Source organism: Pseudomonas sp. 10S4, assembly GCF_034344865.1.
In the GTDB taxonomy this organism is placed as follows: Bacteria; Pseudomonadota; Gammaproteobacteria; order Pseudomonadales; family Pseudomonadaceae; genus Aquipseudomonas.
In genome coordinates this window covers 3,737,773-3,753,245 of record NZ_CP133774.1, presented here as the reverse complement: position 1 = coordinate 3,753,245, position 15,473 = coordinate 3,737,773, and the positions used below count along the sequence as shown (strand labels likewise).

19 protein-coding genes and 1 pseudogene are annotated in these 15,473 nt (G+C 58.1%); 1 reads left to right on the top strand and 19 read right to left on the bottom strand.

Annotated elements, in window-relative coordinates; genetic code table 11:
* Nucleotides 1-13: 13 nt before the first annotated feature.
* The 10 genes from RHM58_RS17510 to RHM58_RS17465 all read right to left on the bottom strand — a co-directional run bounded on the left by RHM58_RS17510 (nucleotide 14) and on the right by RHM58_RS17465 (nucleotide 5,788).
* On the bottom strand, nucleotides 14-358 hold the full coding sequence (locus tag RHM58_RS17510; RefSeq protein WP_322267784.1) for a hypothetical protein: 345 nt from the start codon (nucleotides 356-358) through the stop codon (nucleotides 14-16).
* Entirely contained in the window at nucleotides 351-896 is a 546-nt protein-coding gene (locus RHM58_RS17505) for a hypothetical protein (RefSeq protein ID WP_322267783.1), read from the bottom strand. Before RHM58_RS17505 ends, RHM58_RS17510 begins: the two co-directional genes overlap by 8 nt.
* On the bottom strand, nucleotides 893-1,267 hold the full coding sequence (locus tag RHM58_RS17500) for a hypothetical protein (protein ID WP_201256238.1): 375 nt from the start codon (nucleotides 1,265-1,267) through the stop codon (nucleotides 893-895). Before RHM58_RS17500 ends, RHM58_RS17505 begins: the two co-directional genes overlap by 4 nt.
* Nucleotides 1,264-1,713 (bottom strand): hypothetical protein, encoded by a 450-nt coding sequence (locus RHM58_RS17495; RefSeq protein WP_416195261.1) that lies wholly within the window; start codon nucleotides 1,711-1,713, stop codon nucleotides 1,264-1,266. The genes RHM58_RS17500 and RHM58_RS17495 overlap by 4 nt, the downstream gene beginning before the upstream one ends.
* Before the next feature lie 98 nt (nucleotides 1,714-1,811).
* Nucleotides 1,812-2,594, bottom strand: coding sequence for a hypothetical protein (locus tag RHM58_RS17490; RefSeq protein ID WP_322267781.1), 783 nt, complete (start codon nucleotides 2,592-2,594; stop codon nucleotides 1,812-1,814).
* Nucleotides 2,494-3,051 carry a hypothetical protein gene (locus RHM58_RS17485; protein ID WP_322267780.1) on the bottom strand — a complete coding sequence of 186 codons (558 nt, stop codon included), beginning with the start codon at nucleotides 3,049-3,051 and terminating at the stop codon, nucleotides 2,494-2,496. The genes RHM58_RS17490 and RHM58_RS17485 overlap by 101 nt, the downstream gene beginning before the upstream one ends.
* Nucleotides 3,051-4,310 carry a beta-ketoacyl-[acyl-carrier-protein] synthase family protein gene (locus RHM58_RS17480; RefSeq protein WP_322267779.1) on the bottom strand — a complete coding sequence of 420 codons (1,260 nt, stop codon included), beginning with the start codon at nucleotides 4,308-4,310 and terminating at the stop codon, nucleotides 3,051-3,053. Before RHM58_RS17480 ends, RHM58_RS17485 begins: the two co-directional genes overlap by 1 nt.
* Complete coding sequence (locus RHM58_RS17475) at nucleotides 4,307-4,810, bottom strand: hypothetical protein (protein WP_201256235.1); 504 nt, start codon at nucleotides 4,808-4,810, stop codon at nucleotides 4,307-4,309. The genes RHM58_RS17480 and RHM58_RS17475 overlap by 4 nt, the downstream gene beginning before the upstream one ends.
* 53 nt (nucleotides 4,811-4,863) lie before the next feature.
* Nucleotides 4,864-5,433, bottom strand: a complete 570-nt coding sequence (locus tag RHM58_RS17470; protein WP_322267778.1) for a hypothetical protein — start codon at nucleotides 5,431-5,433, stop codon at nucleotides 4,864-4,866.
* Complete coding sequence (locus tag RHM58_RS17465; protein WP_322267777.1) at nucleotides 5,426-5,788, bottom strand: acyl carrier protein; 363 nt, start codon at nucleotides 5,786-5,788, stop codon at nucleotides 5,426-5,428. Before RHM58_RS17465 ends, RHM58_RS17470 begins: the two co-directional genes overlap by 8 nt.
* Before the next feature lie 422 nt (nucleotides 5,789-6,210).
* Here RHM58_RS17465 and RHM58_RS17460 point away from each other — a divergent pair, with 422 nt between their 5' ends.
* Nucleotides 6,211-6,540, top strand: a complete 330-nt coding sequence (locus RHM58_RS17460) for an EscU/YscU/HrcU family type III secretion system export apparatus switch protein (protein WP_201256232.1) — start codon at nucleotides 6,211-6,213, stop codon at nucleotides 6,538-6,540.
* A gap of 98 nt (nucleotides 6,541-6,638) precedes the next feature.
* Here RHM58_RS17460 and RHM58_RS17455 read toward each other — a convergent pair.
* The 9 genes and pseudogenes from RHM58_RS17455 to RHM58_RS17415 all read right to left on the bottom strand — a co-directional run bounded on the left by RHM58_RS17455 (nucleotide 6,639) and on the right by RHM58_RS17415 (nucleotide 15,427).
* A pseudogene (locus tag RHM58_RS17455) lies at nucleotides 6,639-6,998 on the bottom strand (DUF6124 family protein).
* A gap of 549 nt (nucleotides 6,999-7,547) precedes the next feature.
* Nucleotides 7,548-7,940: a DUF2802 domain-containing protein gene (locus RHM58_RS17450; protein WP_201256231.1), complete on the bottom strand. Its 393-nt coding sequence runs from the start codon at nucleotides 7,938-7,940 to the stop codon at nucleotides 7,548-7,550.
* On the bottom strand, nucleotides 7,941-8,426 hold the full coding sequence (locus RHM58_RS17445; RefSeq protein WP_010456928.1) for a chemotaxis protein CheW: 486 nt from the start codon (nucleotides 8,424-8,426) through the stop codon (nucleotides 7,941-7,943).
* A gap of 86 nt (nucleotides 8,427-8,512) precedes the next feature.
* On the bottom strand, nucleotides 8,513-9,400 hold the full coding sequence (locus RHM58_RS17440; RefSeq protein WP_201201807.1) for a CheW domain-containing protein: 888 nt from the start codon (nucleotides 9,398-9,400) through the stop codon (nucleotides 8,513-8,515).
* 117 nt (nucleotides 9,401-9,517) lie between these two features.
* Nucleotides 9,518-10,306, bottom strand: coding sequence for a ParA family protein (locus RHM58_RS17435; RefSeq protein WP_201201806.1), 789 nt, complete (start codon nucleotides 10,304-10,306; stop codon nucleotides 9,518-9,520).
* A gap of 42 nt (nucleotides 10,307-10,348) precedes the next feature.
* Nucleotides 10,349-11,239, bottom strand: coding sequence for a flagellar motor protein MotD (gene motD / locus RHM58_RS17430; RefSeq protein WP_201201804.1), 891 nt, complete (start codon nucleotides 11,237-11,239; stop codon nucleotides 10,349-10,351).
* 15 nt (nucleotides 11,240-11,254) lie between these two features.
* Nucleotides 11,255-11,995 (bottom strand): flagellar motor protein, encoded by a 741-nt coding sequence (locus tag RHM58_RS17425; RefSeq protein ID WP_201201803.1) that lies wholly within the window; start codon nucleotides 11,993-11,995, stop codon nucleotides 11,255-11,257.
* Nucleotides 11,995-13,134 (bottom strand): protein-glutamate methylesterase/protein-glutamine glutaminase, encoded by a 1,140-nt coding sequence (locus RHM58_RS17420; RefSeq protein WP_201201802.1) that lies wholly within the window; start codon nucleotides 13,132-13,134, stop codon nucleotides 11,995-11,997. The genes RHM58_RS17425 and RHM58_RS17420 overlap by 1 nt, the downstream gene beginning before the upstream one ends.
* Nucleotides 13,135-13,183: 49 nt before the next feature.
* On the bottom strand, nucleotides 13,184-15,427 hold the full coding sequence (locus RHM58_RS17415) for a chemotaxis protein CheA (protein WP_322267776.1): 2,244 nt from the start codon (nucleotides 15,425-15,427) through the stop codon (nucleotides 13,184-13,186).
* Between the last annotated feature and the right edge of the window lie 46 nt (nucleotides 15,428-15,473).

Genomic DNA, 15,473 nt, shown 5'->3' with positions numbered 1-15,473 from the left:
CCTTCCAGCGAAATCACGCCACGACAGTAGTTAATGGCCTCGTGATGGAGCCTGAAACTGTATTGGTGGCCAGGGTCCTGGCCCGCGGTTTTTTGTCGATCACCAGGCACAGGGACAAACGCGGGACGATGGGTTCGAGAATAGCCACCCGGGAAACCGTAAACGCTTCGACGGCCGCCCCCTTCATCCGTGCGATGCAGTCACTGACGAAGCCAATGATGCAAGCGCCCGGCACAATCGGATAATCGGGAAAGTGCTCTGCGAAAATCGGCGCCGCCTCGTTGACAGTCAAGCGAGCGTCGAAATGTTGGGCCGAGGCCACGGAGGCGTCGATTTGAAAAATCTGCAAATCAGCCATTAGCTGACATCCTTTTGCTGAAGTAGGCATCCGGGAAGACTTCCGTCATGACCGATGCCACCAAAATGCTCATGTAAGAACCGATCAGGAACACCGGCCAGTACGCTTCAAAACCCAGGCTCAACCCCGCTAACACCGCGTTGATCGAGAACGTCATGCACCACGTCTTGGTGATCGTGTTGTTGATGTCGAAAAACGCACTGGACTGGCGGGCATCTTCGTCAACGCCTTCACTGCCGTACTGCAAGGTGAACGGTTGCCCGCGCCATACACTCGACCAGCCGATGACCGTCAACACGCCATACAACAGGAGCTTGACGTTTTCGAAGGTAGAGAGACCTGGCCAATACACGGACATCAGCGCCATACCGAGCAGGCAAATGACCAACGTGCATTCAATGACGAAGCCCCTTCGAAGCGTGTCGAAACACAAGACGAACATCAAAAAGGCTACCGACAAGGCGGCCTTCGCAAAATTGCCGTCGAACCAGTCAATCAGGTAGGGAAACAACAACCAGGGAATCATGAGTTTGATCATGGCTGGCGCGCCTTCAGGCTCAACACCGTGATGGTCGCCAACGCATGAGCCTGGGCATCTGGACCGAGCGTGGCGAAGACTTCGACACGCCCTGCGCCGCCGTCCACACTGACTCGCCCCGTCAATTGCGTGATCCGCCGAGGGTTCAAGACGCGCAAACCGGTAATCAGCGCCGGGACGTAATGGGTCGACGGCGCTGTACCGCTAGCCCCGCGTACGCATCGCACGGCAAACTGATTGAGCAATTCGGACAGCACGACGACCGCGCCATAACGTTCGATATACCGCTCAAAGCGCCCCTCATTCACTTGGCTGCTCCAGCCCTCTCCCATCGGCTCGACCGCAGGGCACATGTCCAGGTAAGCCTTCATTTGGACGGCGCCGCGGTCACGTTATCGGTCTTGAAAAAACGCAGCAGCCTGAGGCTTCGGCCGACAATCAGACCATTAATCAGCCCGGACCCCAGCGCCGACCAGGCCGCCACCGACACGTCATCGGCCAACTCCGGATGCATCGCCGCCTGGTAACCGCTGTAGTAACGCCAGGCAAAAAAACACCAGTACACCATCAGCACCTTGATCGTGCCGCCCAGTACCAGCCGCTCGCCCTCACGTTCCACGTTGTGATACGAGTAAAAGCGCAAGGCCAGCGCCCATCCCGCGAGCAATCCCAGGGCATAAACCGACAGCGGAATCACGACCCCCTGGGAGAGTTTCAGCGAGGCCAGGGAAATGGCGACGAAGATCACCGGCGTTATTTGCAACGAGCGTTTTGATTTATTATTCGTGAAGCAGGCAATGACGCCGTAATAGGTCACGATGAAAAAAACCGCATAAACCCACAGCGGTGTACCGCGCAAAATGTCCAGTATAAAAACCCCTTGGCACTGCACATGCCTGAGACAAACAATGACGATCAGCCAACAACCGAAAGTTGATTGCGATGGTCGAGCAAACGATTGAGGCTGCCCCGTGGGTTATAGGAGAAATCTGCGTTGTTCGCCCACTTGACCACCGCAACACCACGCGTCACTGCCTCCTTCAACTTTGGAATCAGCAAGAGTTGCTCTTGCAGCCGCACGCCCCAGGCATCATTGATGACCGAAGGCTCGACATCGACAAGGACCGTAACGCTGTCCTTGCCTGCGTCAGTGGTTGACAGGCGCACCTGAAACGCCTCTGACGGCACCTTGGCGGCCACCAATGCCTGCTCAATCAGTGTCAGGCTGATGCGGTGCCCGCCGAGACTGAACTCCTCAGCCACGCGTTGGCCGATCTTGAGGTAATACTGGTTGTCTTCACTCAGGGTCAGCTCACCGACATCACCAATCCGGTAGCGAATGACCGGCACCACCGGGGCCTTCAGGTCGGTCACCAGTAGCTCGCCGGAATCGGTCTGCTCCATGAAGAACCAGTCTGACAATATCAAGTGCTGGTGCGGCTCCATGGCCGGCGTGTTCACCGCCGCGAACCCCAGCTCCGTGGCCCCGTACAGGCTATGGAATTGCGCCTTGGGCCACAGGCGCTGGATAAATTCGCGCTTGCCCAGGTGAAATGCCTCCCCGACAAACACGATCTTGGTGATGGCCAGATCCACGTCAAGCTGTTCCGCGGCCTGGGCGACCTGGATGATCCCGGTCGGTGAGCCCACCAATACGTTTGCGTTGAAACTCTTCATGGTGGCGAGTAACGACGGCATGTTGTTCATCACGTCGAGGACGCCCTACCGGCAACACCGTCGAGCCGATCGGCTCAAGCATCCGGCACATTCCTTCATAGTTGTAACCCAGGCAGCCGGCGGTCAGCAGATTGACCACGGTGTCCTCGGCACAAAACACATGCTCGGCCATGAAACCGCGCACCTGATAAGGGTAGCTGTCCTCGGTGACACGCTGGAAGATACGACTGGCCAGGACCAGCGGCGCCGAGGTGGTGCCCGAGGTCGAGATGACGTAGCAATGCTGTAGCTTGCCAGCATCAATCAGCGTATCGCTGACCTGCATCAGTGCTTTTTTGCTCAATGGCGGGTATTTGTGCACGAAATCGTCATATCCCGTGACCGTTGGCAAATCCAGCGGATAACCCTGTTCGGCGTACTCGCCGATCATCTTGTTGAATTTTTCGATATCAAACGAAGTGCGGCTTTTTATAGTCATTATCCGATTCTTTTAAATATCATCGACGCGGCCAGGCCGCCCATGCCGAAGGAGTTTTTCAGGCAGTAGTCCACTGGACGCTGCAAGGTGAACGGAGAAACATTGGCCAGGCAGTCAGGGTCCCTGGACTCGAGATTGATCGTTCCCGGAATGAACCTCGAACGCAGGCTGATCAAGGTATTGAGGGTTTCCATGGCCCCGGCGGCGGCAATCATGTGCCCGTGCAAAGACTTGTTGGCGGTGACAGGCACTTGCTCTCCCAGTACCGCGCAAATGGCGGCGGACTCGTGCAAGTCATTGAGTATTGTCGAAGTCCCGTGCGCATTGACCATTCCAATATCGCGCGCCTGCAATCCGGCGTTTTTCAAGGCCCGGGTCATGGCCAGTTTCATCTCGCCGCTGTCGGGTGCGGGTTTGACGATATGGCTGGCGTTGGTACTGGTGCCAAAACCCACCAGTTCCATCAACGGTTCCCGCCCTGCTTTCAGACATGCGTCCAGAGACTCGAGCAGAAACAGCACCGCGCCTTCAGCGGGCAGATAACCCGAACGCCGCGCATCGAAGGGTCGCGACAGCGCCGTGGCGTCGAGTCGTTCATCGGTAGCGATGATATCGACTGACTCCAACCCGATGTAATGTTCGGCGGTGACCTTGGCCGAGATACCGCCAACGATCGCCGCATCCACGCGCCCTTGCCTTACGGCTTGAAAACCGGTGCCGATGGCTTGCAGGGAAGCGGAACACAGCCCCAGATGCACCGATGCCGGCCCCTTGAACGGCACAAACTTATGCACCGTGCGCAACGCATTGGTCGGGTCGTAACGAATGAAGTCCTGTACGCGAAAATGCCTTTCGAGTGCCGGGTCGAGATTGGCAAACTGCCCGTCCACCTTGTTCAGATCGTAGGCCAGGTCGACCGTTTGCTGAATGTCCACCGCGGGCTCGTCAACCCCCAGGAAACAACCAATGCGCTGCTCACCGATCGAGCCAGGATCAAAGGACACCGACGCCAGCAGATTTTCCATGGCGGTACGGGTATAGAACTCATCGTGACTGAACCGCCGCCGCACGTCGTGTGTGGGAAAGTTTCCCGACACCGGAATCCCGGCAAAATGGCTCTTGAATGTAGCGGTGTCATATTTGGCGATTTTTCTCACCCCGGAGCGGCCATCTCGCAGCGATTCTTCAATGGCTGCATAGTGATCGCCCAACGGTGTACAACAACCGAACCCGCTGATGACAACCCTTTGCTGATTCATGACGAGGCCTTCTGCGATGGCATTGATGACTTGCGCAACACGATCAAACCCAGGCCCATCCCTGCACCTTCGCCATGGATGATGATCACCCGCCCCGGCTCAATGGACGGGTCGGCCAACGCGCACACCAGATCTACCAGACCGCTGGTTGCCACTGCATACCGCGACCAGGGTTTGTAACGACGTAACTCAAAGGTGTTCAGACTGCTCTCCAGCGCCTGCACTTCCGCCTCGCCAATGCCAGGTGCACCGTTGTCGTAAAGCACCACAACCGGATGACTTTCACGTACCCAGGGTTCCAACTGTGCGTAAGCCTCGACCCAGTCCTGGTGTGAAGCGAACATGCTGGTGGAGAATCGACTGACCGCCAGCAACACTTCTGCCAGCGGTTGGACGTGCAACCGAGAAATCCGTTCTCCGGTTTCGACAACCAGCGACACCGCGCCACTGGTTCCATTAACGCTTGAGCGCTGGGGTTCCTTGGCATTGATCAACCCCATTTTTTTGAACACCTGGGAGTTATCGGCTTTCGACATATCACCGTAGGCACAGATCAACGCCCCGCTGGACTCACTGCAAGGTAGGTTATAAAAAGCTTCCTCCAGCAAGGAAAGCCCACCCAATGACATCTTGCGCAACGGATAACCGCCGCCGCGTAGCCCGAAGAGCTTGGATAAATGGAAAAGACCATTGGTAGGCAGCTTGCGAAACAATCGCAACGGATGCACAGCGTTGGCAACTTCCCCAGATTGGCGAACAGAAAATCTTTGTTGGTGTAGTGCTCGCTGGACGACTTGAATTGCCAAATTACTTCATGGAAATCACGGACCGTTTCATAGGTGGTGTACACGCACATGGCGTCCTTTTCATCCAAAGTGAAACCAGCATGTTGCTGGGCCATGCTCATGGCCAAGAAACCAACATTTAAGCTACAAATCGTTTGAGAGGTCAGCATCGCCCGATCTTCGCGAGCGATGTGCGGAACAATAGCCGCTAACAACTTTGCCTCTCCTGGCTGGTTGTCTGGCAAATCGTCTGGGCGCTCAGTCAGGCACTGAGCCAAGTCATATGGATTCAACGCTGCCTGTTCAATGCCATAGCCGGTGATGAATAGATTAGGCATTTAGAACCGTCTCAATTCGTCGGGCGCAGAATTCTGGCGTCCAGTATTGATCCAGCGACTTGGGATCTACCACCACACTGTCGTCCACACCTAATAGGTCATTTACAATTTTTCTACCTGCCTCAGTCCAGCAGCCTTCAGCATAAAATTGTGGATCGACCAGCAACCTCGTAAATGGCCATATATCATTCGGCTCAATACTTGGATCTATCTGCGCCTTGACCTCATAACAAAAATCAATGAAGTCAATGGAGGAAAAACCAATTTCCTCGAATGATGCATCGCCTTTTATATCGTCTGCAAAGCCCAAAAAAAGTATATTAGCAGTGATTTCTTTTATCTTAGTGAGATACATAGTCCTTATTATTTTCTCAATACGAGGCTATGGATATCATTTACATATTAATTTCAGCTTAAAACAGAAAGCAGACAAACTCACTGAAAAAGCCACCTCCTATTATTTAAACGCCACGACTCAATACAAAACTCTTATTTAAGACGTATTACTAGCTAAGTTAGCTAAGACGAACCGACCAATCCAATGGATTATCAAGTTACCGACGACGGACAACTATTACAAGTCGGCGGGATCCGACAAAGTTGTGGGCAAGGGACTAAGGCAGTGTAGTCTTGGTCTGAGGACGGGTACCCAATCTGAATTTCCATCACCTTCACCTTCCGTATCGCCATAAATATAGCTGCCACGCCAAGCCGATTAGTGCCTTGCCAGATGCCCCCCAAAACCCGCCTCGAACAACGCTGGGTCGACGAAACCGCATGAACAATCCCAACACCCCACGCCAGGCCATCGCCCTCAAGTACGACGGCACCCACGCCCCGACCCTCACGGCCAAGGGTGACGACGCACTGGCCGAAGCCATTCTGAAGATTGCCCGCGACTACGAAGTGCCAATCTATGAGAACCCCGAACTGGTGAGGCTGCTGGCGCGGATGGAACTGGGGGAAAGTATTCCGCAGGAGTTATATCGCACGATTGCCGAGATTATTGCGTTTGCGTGGAATCTGAAGGGCAAGTTCCCGGCGGGGCATGATCCAAACGCACCGGTGCTCGAGAAGAATGTGACCGAGCGTGGGGATGATTACTGATTCCGGGTTGAATTCAAAAGATCGCAACCTCGCTTCGCTCGACAGCTCCTACACCATGTACGCCATCCCGATGTAGGAGCTCGATCTGTCAATTACCGCTAAGGCTGCGGATCAAGCCTGTCCAGCATGCGATTCACCGCCAACTCACCCAGCATCACCACCTGTTGAATCCCCAGGATGGTGTTGCGTTGCGTGCCCTCCAACAAGCCCGCGGCATCACTGAGCATCACACTTGCCGACGCCAGGGATTCGCAGGTGTTGGCCAGCAGCGTTTCGTCATCCGCGTCGGGGTCGACAAAAAAAGCGTGCTGGGTTTGCGTTGGGCGTCTTTGGGAATAACTGGTTTGAGGTAGTAATCGAGAGCGCGATCGGCGGCGTCGTTGAGTTTTTTGGAATCGGCGGTTTCGTACGGGGAAACGTCATCGGTTTCTGGCGGATTGGGGGGTGATCTTGAACATTTGGAGCTCCTTGATTAATGGAGCTACCACGTTTCGCTGCGAAACGAAGAGAGGTGGCAGCTATGCGCGGGTTCGCAGACCGGGAATCAAGGAACCCGGCAGACCCGAAGATCTCCCGCACACAGCCGCCATAACGCAATGCAGTAGACAAAAAAGCGTCGACTGAAAGGATACAGTGGCGCTATGCGCCTTGATTAACCCGGGCTGCGAAACCCGACCACTGATTAGCAGTGGCAGGCAAACGATAGGTCTCGGGCTATAGACGCACAAGCCGGTGGATTCTGACGTAGCCGTAGGCAGCGGCGCAAGGATGTGTAGCCGCGGAGAATGTCTGGAGATGTCTTTTAAACATCGCTGTTTAATTGACATCAGCATTCGTCAGGGAGGAAGGCAGGGACAGATAAATATATCCGTCCCGAATGGCAGGATCGGTCCCACGCTCTGCGTGGGGATGCAGCCCGTGACGCTCTGCGTCACATTCAACAGCGGAACGCGGAGCGTCCCCAGAGTCATTCCCACGCAGAGCGTGGGAACGAGCTCTGACAGGCGTCAGCTCTTGTGAAGCTTACTCATCAACTCCGCCTCAGCCTGGGTCAAGCCACACGACTGAGTCAGTTCATCGACGCTCGCGCCCATTCCCACCAGTCGCGCCGCTTGGGCAAACGACAGGCTCGAAGGATCGCGCTGTTCCAGCTGAGCGAGTTTGTCCGGCAACGGGCCGACCACCGCACGCAGTTCGTGCAGGTCTTCACCCATGCGCACGTTGCCGTTCTGGTAGTTGTCGACGCGCTTGGCCAGGTCCTTGATGCGCTGATCGCGCAGCGCATCGCCCTCGGCCTGTTGCGCGGCGATCAGCCGCTGACCGCGAATGTACGCCAGGAACATCGCCAGCGTGCCTGCCCAAAACAGGAACAGGACAATGACCGCAACCTCAAGAATCAATCAGATGTTCTCCAGATCCGACCATTCTTCTTCGCTCATCATCTTGTCGAGTTCGACCAGGATCAGCAGTTCGTTGTTCTTGTTGCACACGCCTTGGATGAACTTGGCGGATTCTTCGTTACCGACGTTCGGCGCCGTCTCGATTTCCGACTGACGCAGGTAAACCACTTCGGCGACGCTGTCGACCATGATCCCGACCACTTGCTTGTCGGCTTCGATGATGACGATACGGGTGTTGTCGCTGATCTCGGCGTTCATCAGGCCAAAGCGCTGACGGGTGTCGATCACGGTGACCACGTTACCGCGCAGGTTGATGATGCCCAGCACGTAGCTCGGGGCACCCGGGACCGGGGCGATTTCGGTGTAACGCAGGACTTCCTGAACGCGCATCACGTTGATGCCGTAGGTTTCATTGTCCAGTTTGAAGGTTACCCATTGCAGGATCGGATCTTCAGAACCTTTTGCATTCGTCGCTTGACTGCTCATACCTGACCCCTAGAAAACCGCGCTTGGCGGTGTGTGTCTGTGTGGCGGCATTCAACAATGCCGTCGCCTACTTGTTATGTCGGCTGCTATGTCGGTTTATGTAGCGGCTTACTGCCGCCCATGTGCTTTGCCCCACCGCTGGCGATCAATTCGGCCAGTGCGGAAACGTCCAGCAATGCACACATGTGCTCAATCACCGTGCCGGCGAGCCATGGCCGCTGACCTCGATGACTTCTCCATTTGATTTCGTTCGGGTCCAGGCGCAACGAGCGGCTGACTTGATGCACCGCCAACCCCCACTCGTAGCCCTGCACCGAAATAACGTATTGCAGGCCTTGGCGGAAGTCATCGCGGTAACGGTCCGGCATGACCCAGCGTGCGGTATCCAGCACTTTCAGGTTGCCGGCCTGGCTCGGCAGGATCCCGAGGAACCATTCCGGCTGACCAAACAGGGGCGTCAGTTCGTGGCCGGCCAGGGAATAAATCGAGCCCAGGCACACCAGCGGCACAGCCAGGGTCAGCCCGGCGACATCGAATAACAGGCATTCGAACGGCTCGGCAGCCCAAGACGGGCGGCCATCGGTTTCCACCGGTGGCGGCGTGTTGCTCGGCGGCAAGTGGACTTCGACCACCGGCGGCACCAAGGCTTGTAGCAGCGGTGCGATGGTCGATACCGGCGCCAGGATCGGTGCCGGGGCTTCGATCACGGCAACCGGTGCTTTTTCAACGACGGGCGCAACGGCTGGCGCGGCAACGGTCGCCGGTGGCCGCGCATCACGGGCCTGTTCTTCGAGCACCGCCAACTGGAACTCGTCCAGTGCGGCCTCGGCCTCGACGACTGCGACAACCTCAACGACTTCAGAAACCGCCTCGACTTCCGGCAGCAACTCTTCAGTCGCCTCCATCAGCAAGCTGTCCAGATAAGACTGGAGCGCCAGTTGCGGACGCGAGGTGACCTTCACCGGCCGGTTCATGCGCGCACCTGTGTAGGAGCTGCCGAAGGCTGCGATCTTTTGGCGGATTCGAAGGTGTCACAAAGCAGGATCAAAAGATCGCAGCCTGCGGCAGCTCCTACGCGAATTGGGTTCATGTCAGGCCACCGCCGGAACGAGTTGTGCGGTCAGCAGATGCTTGAGCAGTGCGCGGTAAGCCAGAACGCCACGGCTCTTGCCGTCGAATTGCGAAGGCGTGACCCCGGCCCGGCTGGCATCGCGCAGACGGGTATCGACCGGGATGTAACCTTGCCAAATTTCTTCCGGGTATTTGTCGCGCAGCACGCGCAGGGTCCCGAGGGACGCCTGGGTCCGGCGATCGAACAGGGTCGGGACGATGGTGAACGGCAACGCTTGTTTGCGCGAACGGTTGATCATCGCCAGGGTGTTGACCATGCGCTCAAGGCCTTTGACGGCCAGATGCTCGGTCTGCACCGGGATCACCAACTGCTGGCTCGCGGCCAAGGCGTTGACCATCAACACACCGAGCAACGGCGGGCTGTCGATCACGGCGTAATCAAAGTCTTGCCACAATTGCGCCAGACTCTTGGCGATCACCAGGCCCAGGCCACTTTGGCCTGGCGACTGACGCTCAAGGGTCGCCAGCGCGGTGCTCGATGGCAACAGCGAAATATTTTCATGACTGGTGGGCATCAACAACTGACCGGGCAGGCCCTGAGGCACGCTGCCCTTGTGCAGGAACAGGTCGTAGCTGCTGTGTTCCAGGCTGTCGGGGTCGTAGCCGAAATAGCTGGTCATCGAGCCGTGTGGGTCGAGATCAACCATGACCACACGTTTCCCCGCCTCGGCCAGCAAACCGGCTAAAGCGATAGAGGAAGTGGTTTTACCAACACCACCCTTTTGATTGGCAACTGCCCAGACTCTCATTCGGATATTCCTCCCGGTCGATAACGCCGACCGAGAAATAGCTCAACGTATTAATGCGGGTGACGGAGAATTGACGGCGCTCTCTCGTCCCGGCGACTTGACCGGGGTCGGTGCAGTTTGTGTGCCAGCACGCTTCAACGCGGCATCCGGTTTCGCATTGGCGGTTCCGGTACCGGTGAGGCTGCGGCGTACATCGAGATTTCGCGACACCACCAGCACCACCCGACGGTTGCGCGCCCGGCCTTCTGCCGTGGCGTTGTTGGCCACAGGCTGGAATTCGCCGTAACCCACCGACGCCAGGCGGCCAGGGTTGACACCTTGCATCGCCAGCATGCGCACGATGCTCGCCGAACGAGCCGAGGACAGCTCCCAGTTAGTCGGGTACTGCGAGGTGCGGATCGGTTGATCGTCGGTAAAGCCTTCAACGTGGATCGGGTTGTCAAACGGCTTCAGGATCGCCGCGACCTTGTCGATGATGTTGAAGGCGATGTCGCTGGGCATCGCGTCGCCGCTGCCGAACAACAGGCTGGAATTGAGTTCGATCTCGACCCACAGTTCGTTGCCACGCACGGTCATCTGGTTGGAGCTGATCAGGTCGCCGAACGCAGCACTGATGTCATCGGCGATGCTTTTGAGCGGATCGCTGGCGCCCGCGATGCCGGCATCAATCTGTTCGGCGTCTTTGACCAACGGCTTGGCCGGGGTAACCGTCATCGGCCGCTCTTCACCCACCGGGATCGGCTTGACGGCGCGATCCGAGTCGGTGAACACGCCGATCAACGCTTCCGAAATGACTTTGTACTTGCCTTCGTTGATCGAAGAGATCGAGTACATCACCACGAAGAACGCAAACAGCAAGGTGATGAAGTCCGCATAGGACACCAGCCAGCGTTCGTGATTGACGTGTTCTTCAGGTTGCCGGCGACGTGCCATGGTCCATGTCTCCCATCAATCCATGAAGCCCTGAAGCTTCAACTCAATAGAGCGAGGGTTTTCACCTTCGGCGATCGACAGAATCCCTTCCAACAACATTTCGCGATAACGCGACTGACGCAATGCGATGGACTTGAGCTTGGACGCGACCGGCAGCAACACCAGGTTGGCACTGGCCACGCCGTAGATGGTGGCGACGAAGGCGACGGCGATGCCGCTGCCCAGTTGCGATGGATCGCCCAGGTTGCCCATGACGTGGATCAAGCCCATCACCGCACCGATGATGCCGATGGTCGGCGCGTAGCCGCCCATGCTTTCAAAGACTTTGGCGGCTTCAATGTCGCGGCTTTCCTGGGTGTAGAAATCCACTTCCAGGATGCTGCGAATCGCTTCCGGCTCGGCGCCGTCCACCAGCAATTGCAGGCCTTTGCGCGAGTAGTTATCCGGTTCGGCGTCCGCCACTCCTTCCAACCCCAGCAAACCTTCCTTGCGGGCGGTCAAGCTCCAGTTCACGACGCGATCGATGCCACCGGCCAGATCCACACGCGGTGGAAACAGGATCCAGGCAAGGATTTGCATGGCGCGCTTGAAAGCGCTCATCGGCGATTGCAACAACGCCGCACCGATGGTCCCACCGATGACGATCAACGCCGCCGGGCCGTTGGCCAGTGCGCCGAGGTGACCGCCTTCAAGGTAGTTGCCGCCGATGATGGCGACAAACGCCATGATGATCCCGATCAGGCTGAGTACATCCATCAGATACAGGCCTCAACCAGGTGCTTGCCAATGTCGTCCAGGCTGTAAATCGCGTCCGCCAGATCAGCTTTGACGATGGCCATCGGCATGCCGTAGATCACGCAGCTCGCTTCATCCTGGGCCCAGATCGCACTGCCGCCCTGTTTGAGCAGGCGTGCGCCTTCACGGCCATCGGCGCCCATGCCGGTCAGTACGACCGCCAGAACTTTGTCGCCGTAGGACTTGGCTGCCGAACCGAACGTGATGTCCACGCACGGCTTGTAGTTCAGACGTTCGTCACCCGGCAGGATTTTCACCGCGCCACGGCCATCGATCATCATTTGCTTGCCACCGGGCGCCAGCAACGCCAGGCCAGGACGCAGGATGTCGCCATCCTCGGCTTCCTTGACGCTGATGCGGCAGAGCTTGTCCAAACGCTCGGCGAAGGCCTTGGTGAAGGCCGCCGGCATGTGCTGGATCAACACGATCGGCGCCGGGAAGTTGGCCGGCAACTGGGTCAAGACCCGTTGCAGGGCAACCGGGCCGCCGGTGGACGTGCCGATGGCCACCAGTTTGTAGGCTTTGCGTTTCGGCGCAGGTGACGACGGGCTGGACGACGCAGGCGCATAGCTGCGAGTTGGCATCGGTGCCGGTGCCGGACGCACAGGCGCGCTGCTGCCATAACTGCTGGCGCTCGAAGGCGCAGGCGTCGGGGCTGGCGCGGCGACCGGGGCTGGGGCGGTGTAGGTGTTGGCGCGACGGTTACTGCGCGAAATGCTGAGAATCTTCTCGCACAGCAGTTGCTTGACCTTCTCCGGGTTGCGGGAGATGTCTTCGAAATTCTTCGGCAGGAAATCCACCGCACCAGCGTCCAGCGCATCCAGGGTGACCCGGGCGCCTTCGTGCGTCAGCGAGGAGAACATCAATACCGGGGTCGGACAGCGCTGCATGATGTGCCGCACCGCCGTGATGCCATCCATCATCGGCATCTCGTAGTCCATGGTGATCACGTCTGGCTTGAGGGCCAGCGCCTGATCGATCGCCTCTTTTCCGTTGGTCGCCGTACCGACAACCTGGATGTTCGAATCCGCTGAAAGAATTTCCGAGACGCGGCGGCGGAAAAACCCCGAATCGTCCACCACCAGGACTTTGACTACCATAAACACTCCATTAGACGGAGCGAGGCTCAGTCGCCCCGCCCCGCCAGAATCAAATACGCCGTGCGGCGTAACGCTTGAGCATGCTCGGGACATCGAGAATCAGCGCGATGCGGCCGTCACCAGTGATGGTGGCGCCGGACATGCCCGGGGTTCCCTGAAGCATTTTGCCCAATGGCTTGATGACCACTTCTTCCTGGCCCACCAGTTGATCGACGACAAAGCCGATCCGCTGCGTGCCCACCGACAGGATCACCACATGGCCCTCGCGCTGCTCTTCGTGAGCGGCGGAGCTGACCAGCCAGCGTTTGAGGTAGAACAAGGGCAGGGCCTTGTCCCGCACGATCACCACTTCCTGGCCGTCCACCACGTTGGTGCGCGACAGGTCGAGGTGGAAGATCTCGTTGACGTTCACCAGCGGGAACGCAAACGCCTGGTTGCCGAGCATGACCATCAGCGTCGGCATGATCGCCAGGGTCAACGGCACCTTGATGACGATCTTCGAGCCCAGGCCCTTGGTCGAGTAGATGTTGATCGAACCGTTGAGCTGGGAAATCTTGGTTTTCACCACGTCCATGCCCACGCCACGACCCGACACGTCGGAGATCTCGGTTTTGGTCGAGAAGCCCGGTGCGAAAATCAGGTTGTAGCACTCGGTTTCGCTCAAGCGATCGGCCGCGTCCTTGTCCATCACACCGCGTTTTACCGCGATGGCACGCAGGACGTTCGGGTCCATACCTTTGCCGTCATCGGAGATCGACAGCAGGATGTGGTCGCCTTCCTGTTCAGCGGCCAGGATCACCTTGCCACCGCGGGCCTTGCCCGACGCTTCGCGCTCTTCCGGCGACTCGATGCCGTGGTCGACCGCGTTGCGCACCAAGTGGACCAGCGGGTCGGCCAGGGCCTCGACGAGGTTCTTGTCGAGGTCGGTTTCTTCGCCGACCAGTTCCAGGTTGATCTCTTTCTTGAGCTGGCGAGCCAGGTCTCGAACCAGGCGCGGGAAGCGCCCGAAGACTTTCTTGATCGGTTGCATCCGGGTCTTCATGACCGCGGTTTGCAGGTCAGCCGTCACCACGTCGAGGTTCGACACAGCTTTGGACATGGCCTCGTCGGCACTGTTGGCGCCCAGGCGAACCAAGCGGTTACGCACCAGTACCAATTCGCCGACCATGTTCATGATCTCGTCCAGCCGCGCAGTATCAACCCGCACGGTGGTCTCGGCTTCGCTGGCCGGTTTTTCCGGTGGCGGTGCCGCCGGTGCGGCGCGAGCAGGTGCCGGAGCAGCCGCAGCCGCCGGTTTCGGCGCTTCAGCTTTAGGCTCAGGGGCTTTAGCCGCAGGTTTCGCGGCAGCGGCAGGCGCCTTGGCGACTGGCGCGGAAACCACTGCCCCGGTGCCGACTTCGGTGAACTTGCCTTTACCGTGTAACTCGTCGAGCAGCGATTCGAACTCGTGATCGGAAATCAGATCACCGCCGGCCGCTTTAGCGGTTGGCGCCGCCGGGGCCGGTGCCGAGGCAATGGCCGATTCCAGCGCGTCCACAGCAAAGTTGCCCTTGCCGTGCAGTTGATCGAGCAGTGCTTCGAATTCGTCGTCGGTGATGTCCGAACTGTCGCCCGGCGCTTTCGGGGCAGCCGGGGCAGCAGGCGCGGCCACGGCATCGACCGCGAACTGGCCTTTGCCATGCAGCTGATCGAGCAACGACTCGAACTCGGCGTCGGTGATTTCGTCGCTGGCCGATGCATCGGCGGCCGGTGCAGGAGCAGCCGCCGGGGCCTCGGCCTGAGCCTTGACGGCATTCAGCGAGTCCAGCAGTTGTTCGAATTCGTTATCGGTAATGTCGCCCGACTCGCTTTCAGCGGCCGGTTCTTCCACCGCGTCAGCAACCGGAGCCGCTGCATCGGCGCTTTGCGGCTCGGCCAGACGGGCCAGTGCCGCAAGCAATTCTGGAGTGGCAGCCGTGATCGGACTGCGTTCGCGGACTTCGGTGAACATGCCGTTCACTGCGTCCAGCGCTTCGAGAACCACGTCCATCAGTTCCGAGTCGACGCGTCGTTCACCCTTGCGCAGGATGTCGAACACGTTCTCGGCGATGTGACAGCACTCCACCAGCTCATTGAGCTGGAGGAAGCCGGCGCCCCCTTTTACAGTGTGGAAACCGCGAAAAATTGCATTGAGCAAGTCCGCATCATCCGGTCGGCTTTCCAGCTCAACCAGTTGTTCGGACAGCTGCTCTAGAATCTCGCCGGCCTCAACCAGGAAATCCTGAAGGATCTCTTCATCGGCGCCGAAGCTCATTAAGGGGGTGCTCCTAAGGTCTAAAAACCTAAAAAACCTGAAATTC

Excerpts from the sequence above, each read along its gene's own strand:
- RHM58_RS17510 (WP_322267784.1), bottom strand. The coding sequence starts at position 358 with ATGGCTGATTTGCAGATTTTTCAAATCGACGCCTCCGTGGCCTCGGCC.
- RHM58_RS17505 (WP_322267783.1), bottom strand. The coding sequence starts at position 896 with ATGATCAAACTCATGATTCCCTGGTTGTTGTTTCCCTACCTGATTGAC.
- RHM58_RS17500 (WP_201256238.1), bottom strand. The coding sequence starts at position 1,267 with ATGAAGGCTTACCTGGACATGTGCCCTGCGGTCGAGCCGATGGGAGAG.
- RHM58_RS17490 (WP_322267781.1), bottom strand. The coding sequence starts at position 2,594 with ATGCCGTCGTTACTCGCCACCATGAAGAGTTTCAACGCAAACGTATTG.
- RHM58_RS17485 (WP_322267780.1), bottom strand. The coding sequence starts at position 3,051 with ATGACTATAAAAAGCCGCACTTCGTTTGATATCGAAAAATTCAACAAG.
- RHM58_RS17480 (WP_322267779.1), bottom strand. The coding sequence starts at position 4,310 with ATGAATCAGCAAAGGGTTGTCATCAGCGGGTTCGGTTGTTGTACACCG.
- RHM58_RS17475 (WP_201256235.1), bottom strand. The coding sequence starts at position 4,810 with ATGGGGTTGATCAATGCCAAGGAACCCCAGCGCTCAAGCGTTAATGGA.
- RHM58_RS17470 (WP_322267778.1), bottom strand. The coding sequence starts at position 5,433 with ATGCCTAATCTATTCATCACCGGCTATGGCATTGAACAGGCAGCGTTG.
- RHM58_RS17465 (WP_322267777.1), bottom strand. The coding sequence starts at position 5,788 with ATGTATCTCACTAAGATAAAAGAAATCACTGCTAATATACTTTTTTTG.
- RHM58_RS17460 (WP_201256232.1), top strand. The coding sequence starts at position 6,211 with ATGAACAATCCCAACACCCCACGCCAGGCCATCGCCCTCAAGTACGAC.
- RHM58_RS17445 (WP_010456928.1), bottom strand. The coding sequence starts at position 8,426 with ATGAGCAGTCAAGCGACGAATGCAAAAGGTTCTGAAGATCCGATCCTG.
- RHM58_RS17440 (WP_201201807.1), bottom strand. The coding sequence starts at position 9,400 with ATGAACCGGCCGGTGAAGGTCACCTCGCGTCCGCAACTGGCGCTCCAG.
- RHM58_RS17435 (WP_201201806.1), bottom strand. The coding sequence starts at position 10,306 with ATGAGAGTCTGGGCAGTTGCCAATCAAAAGGGTGGTGTTGGTAAAACC.
- motD (WP_201201804.1), bottom strand. The coding sequence starts at position 11,239 with ATGGCACGTCGCCGGCAACCTGAAGAACACGTCAATCACGAACGCTGG.
- RHM58_RS17425 (WP_201201803.1), bottom strand. The coding sequence starts at position 11,995 with ATGGATGTACTCAGCCTGATCGGGATCATCATGGCGTTTGTCGCCATC.
- RHM58_RS17420 (WP_201201802.1), bottom strand. The coding sequence starts at position 13,134 with ATGGTAGTCAAAGTCCTGGTGGTGGACGATTCGGGGTTTTTCCGCCGC.
- RHM58_RS17415 (WP_322267776.1), bottom strand. The coding sequence starts at position 15,427 with ATGAGCTTCGGCGCCGATGAAGAGATCCTTCAGGATTTCCTGGTTGAG.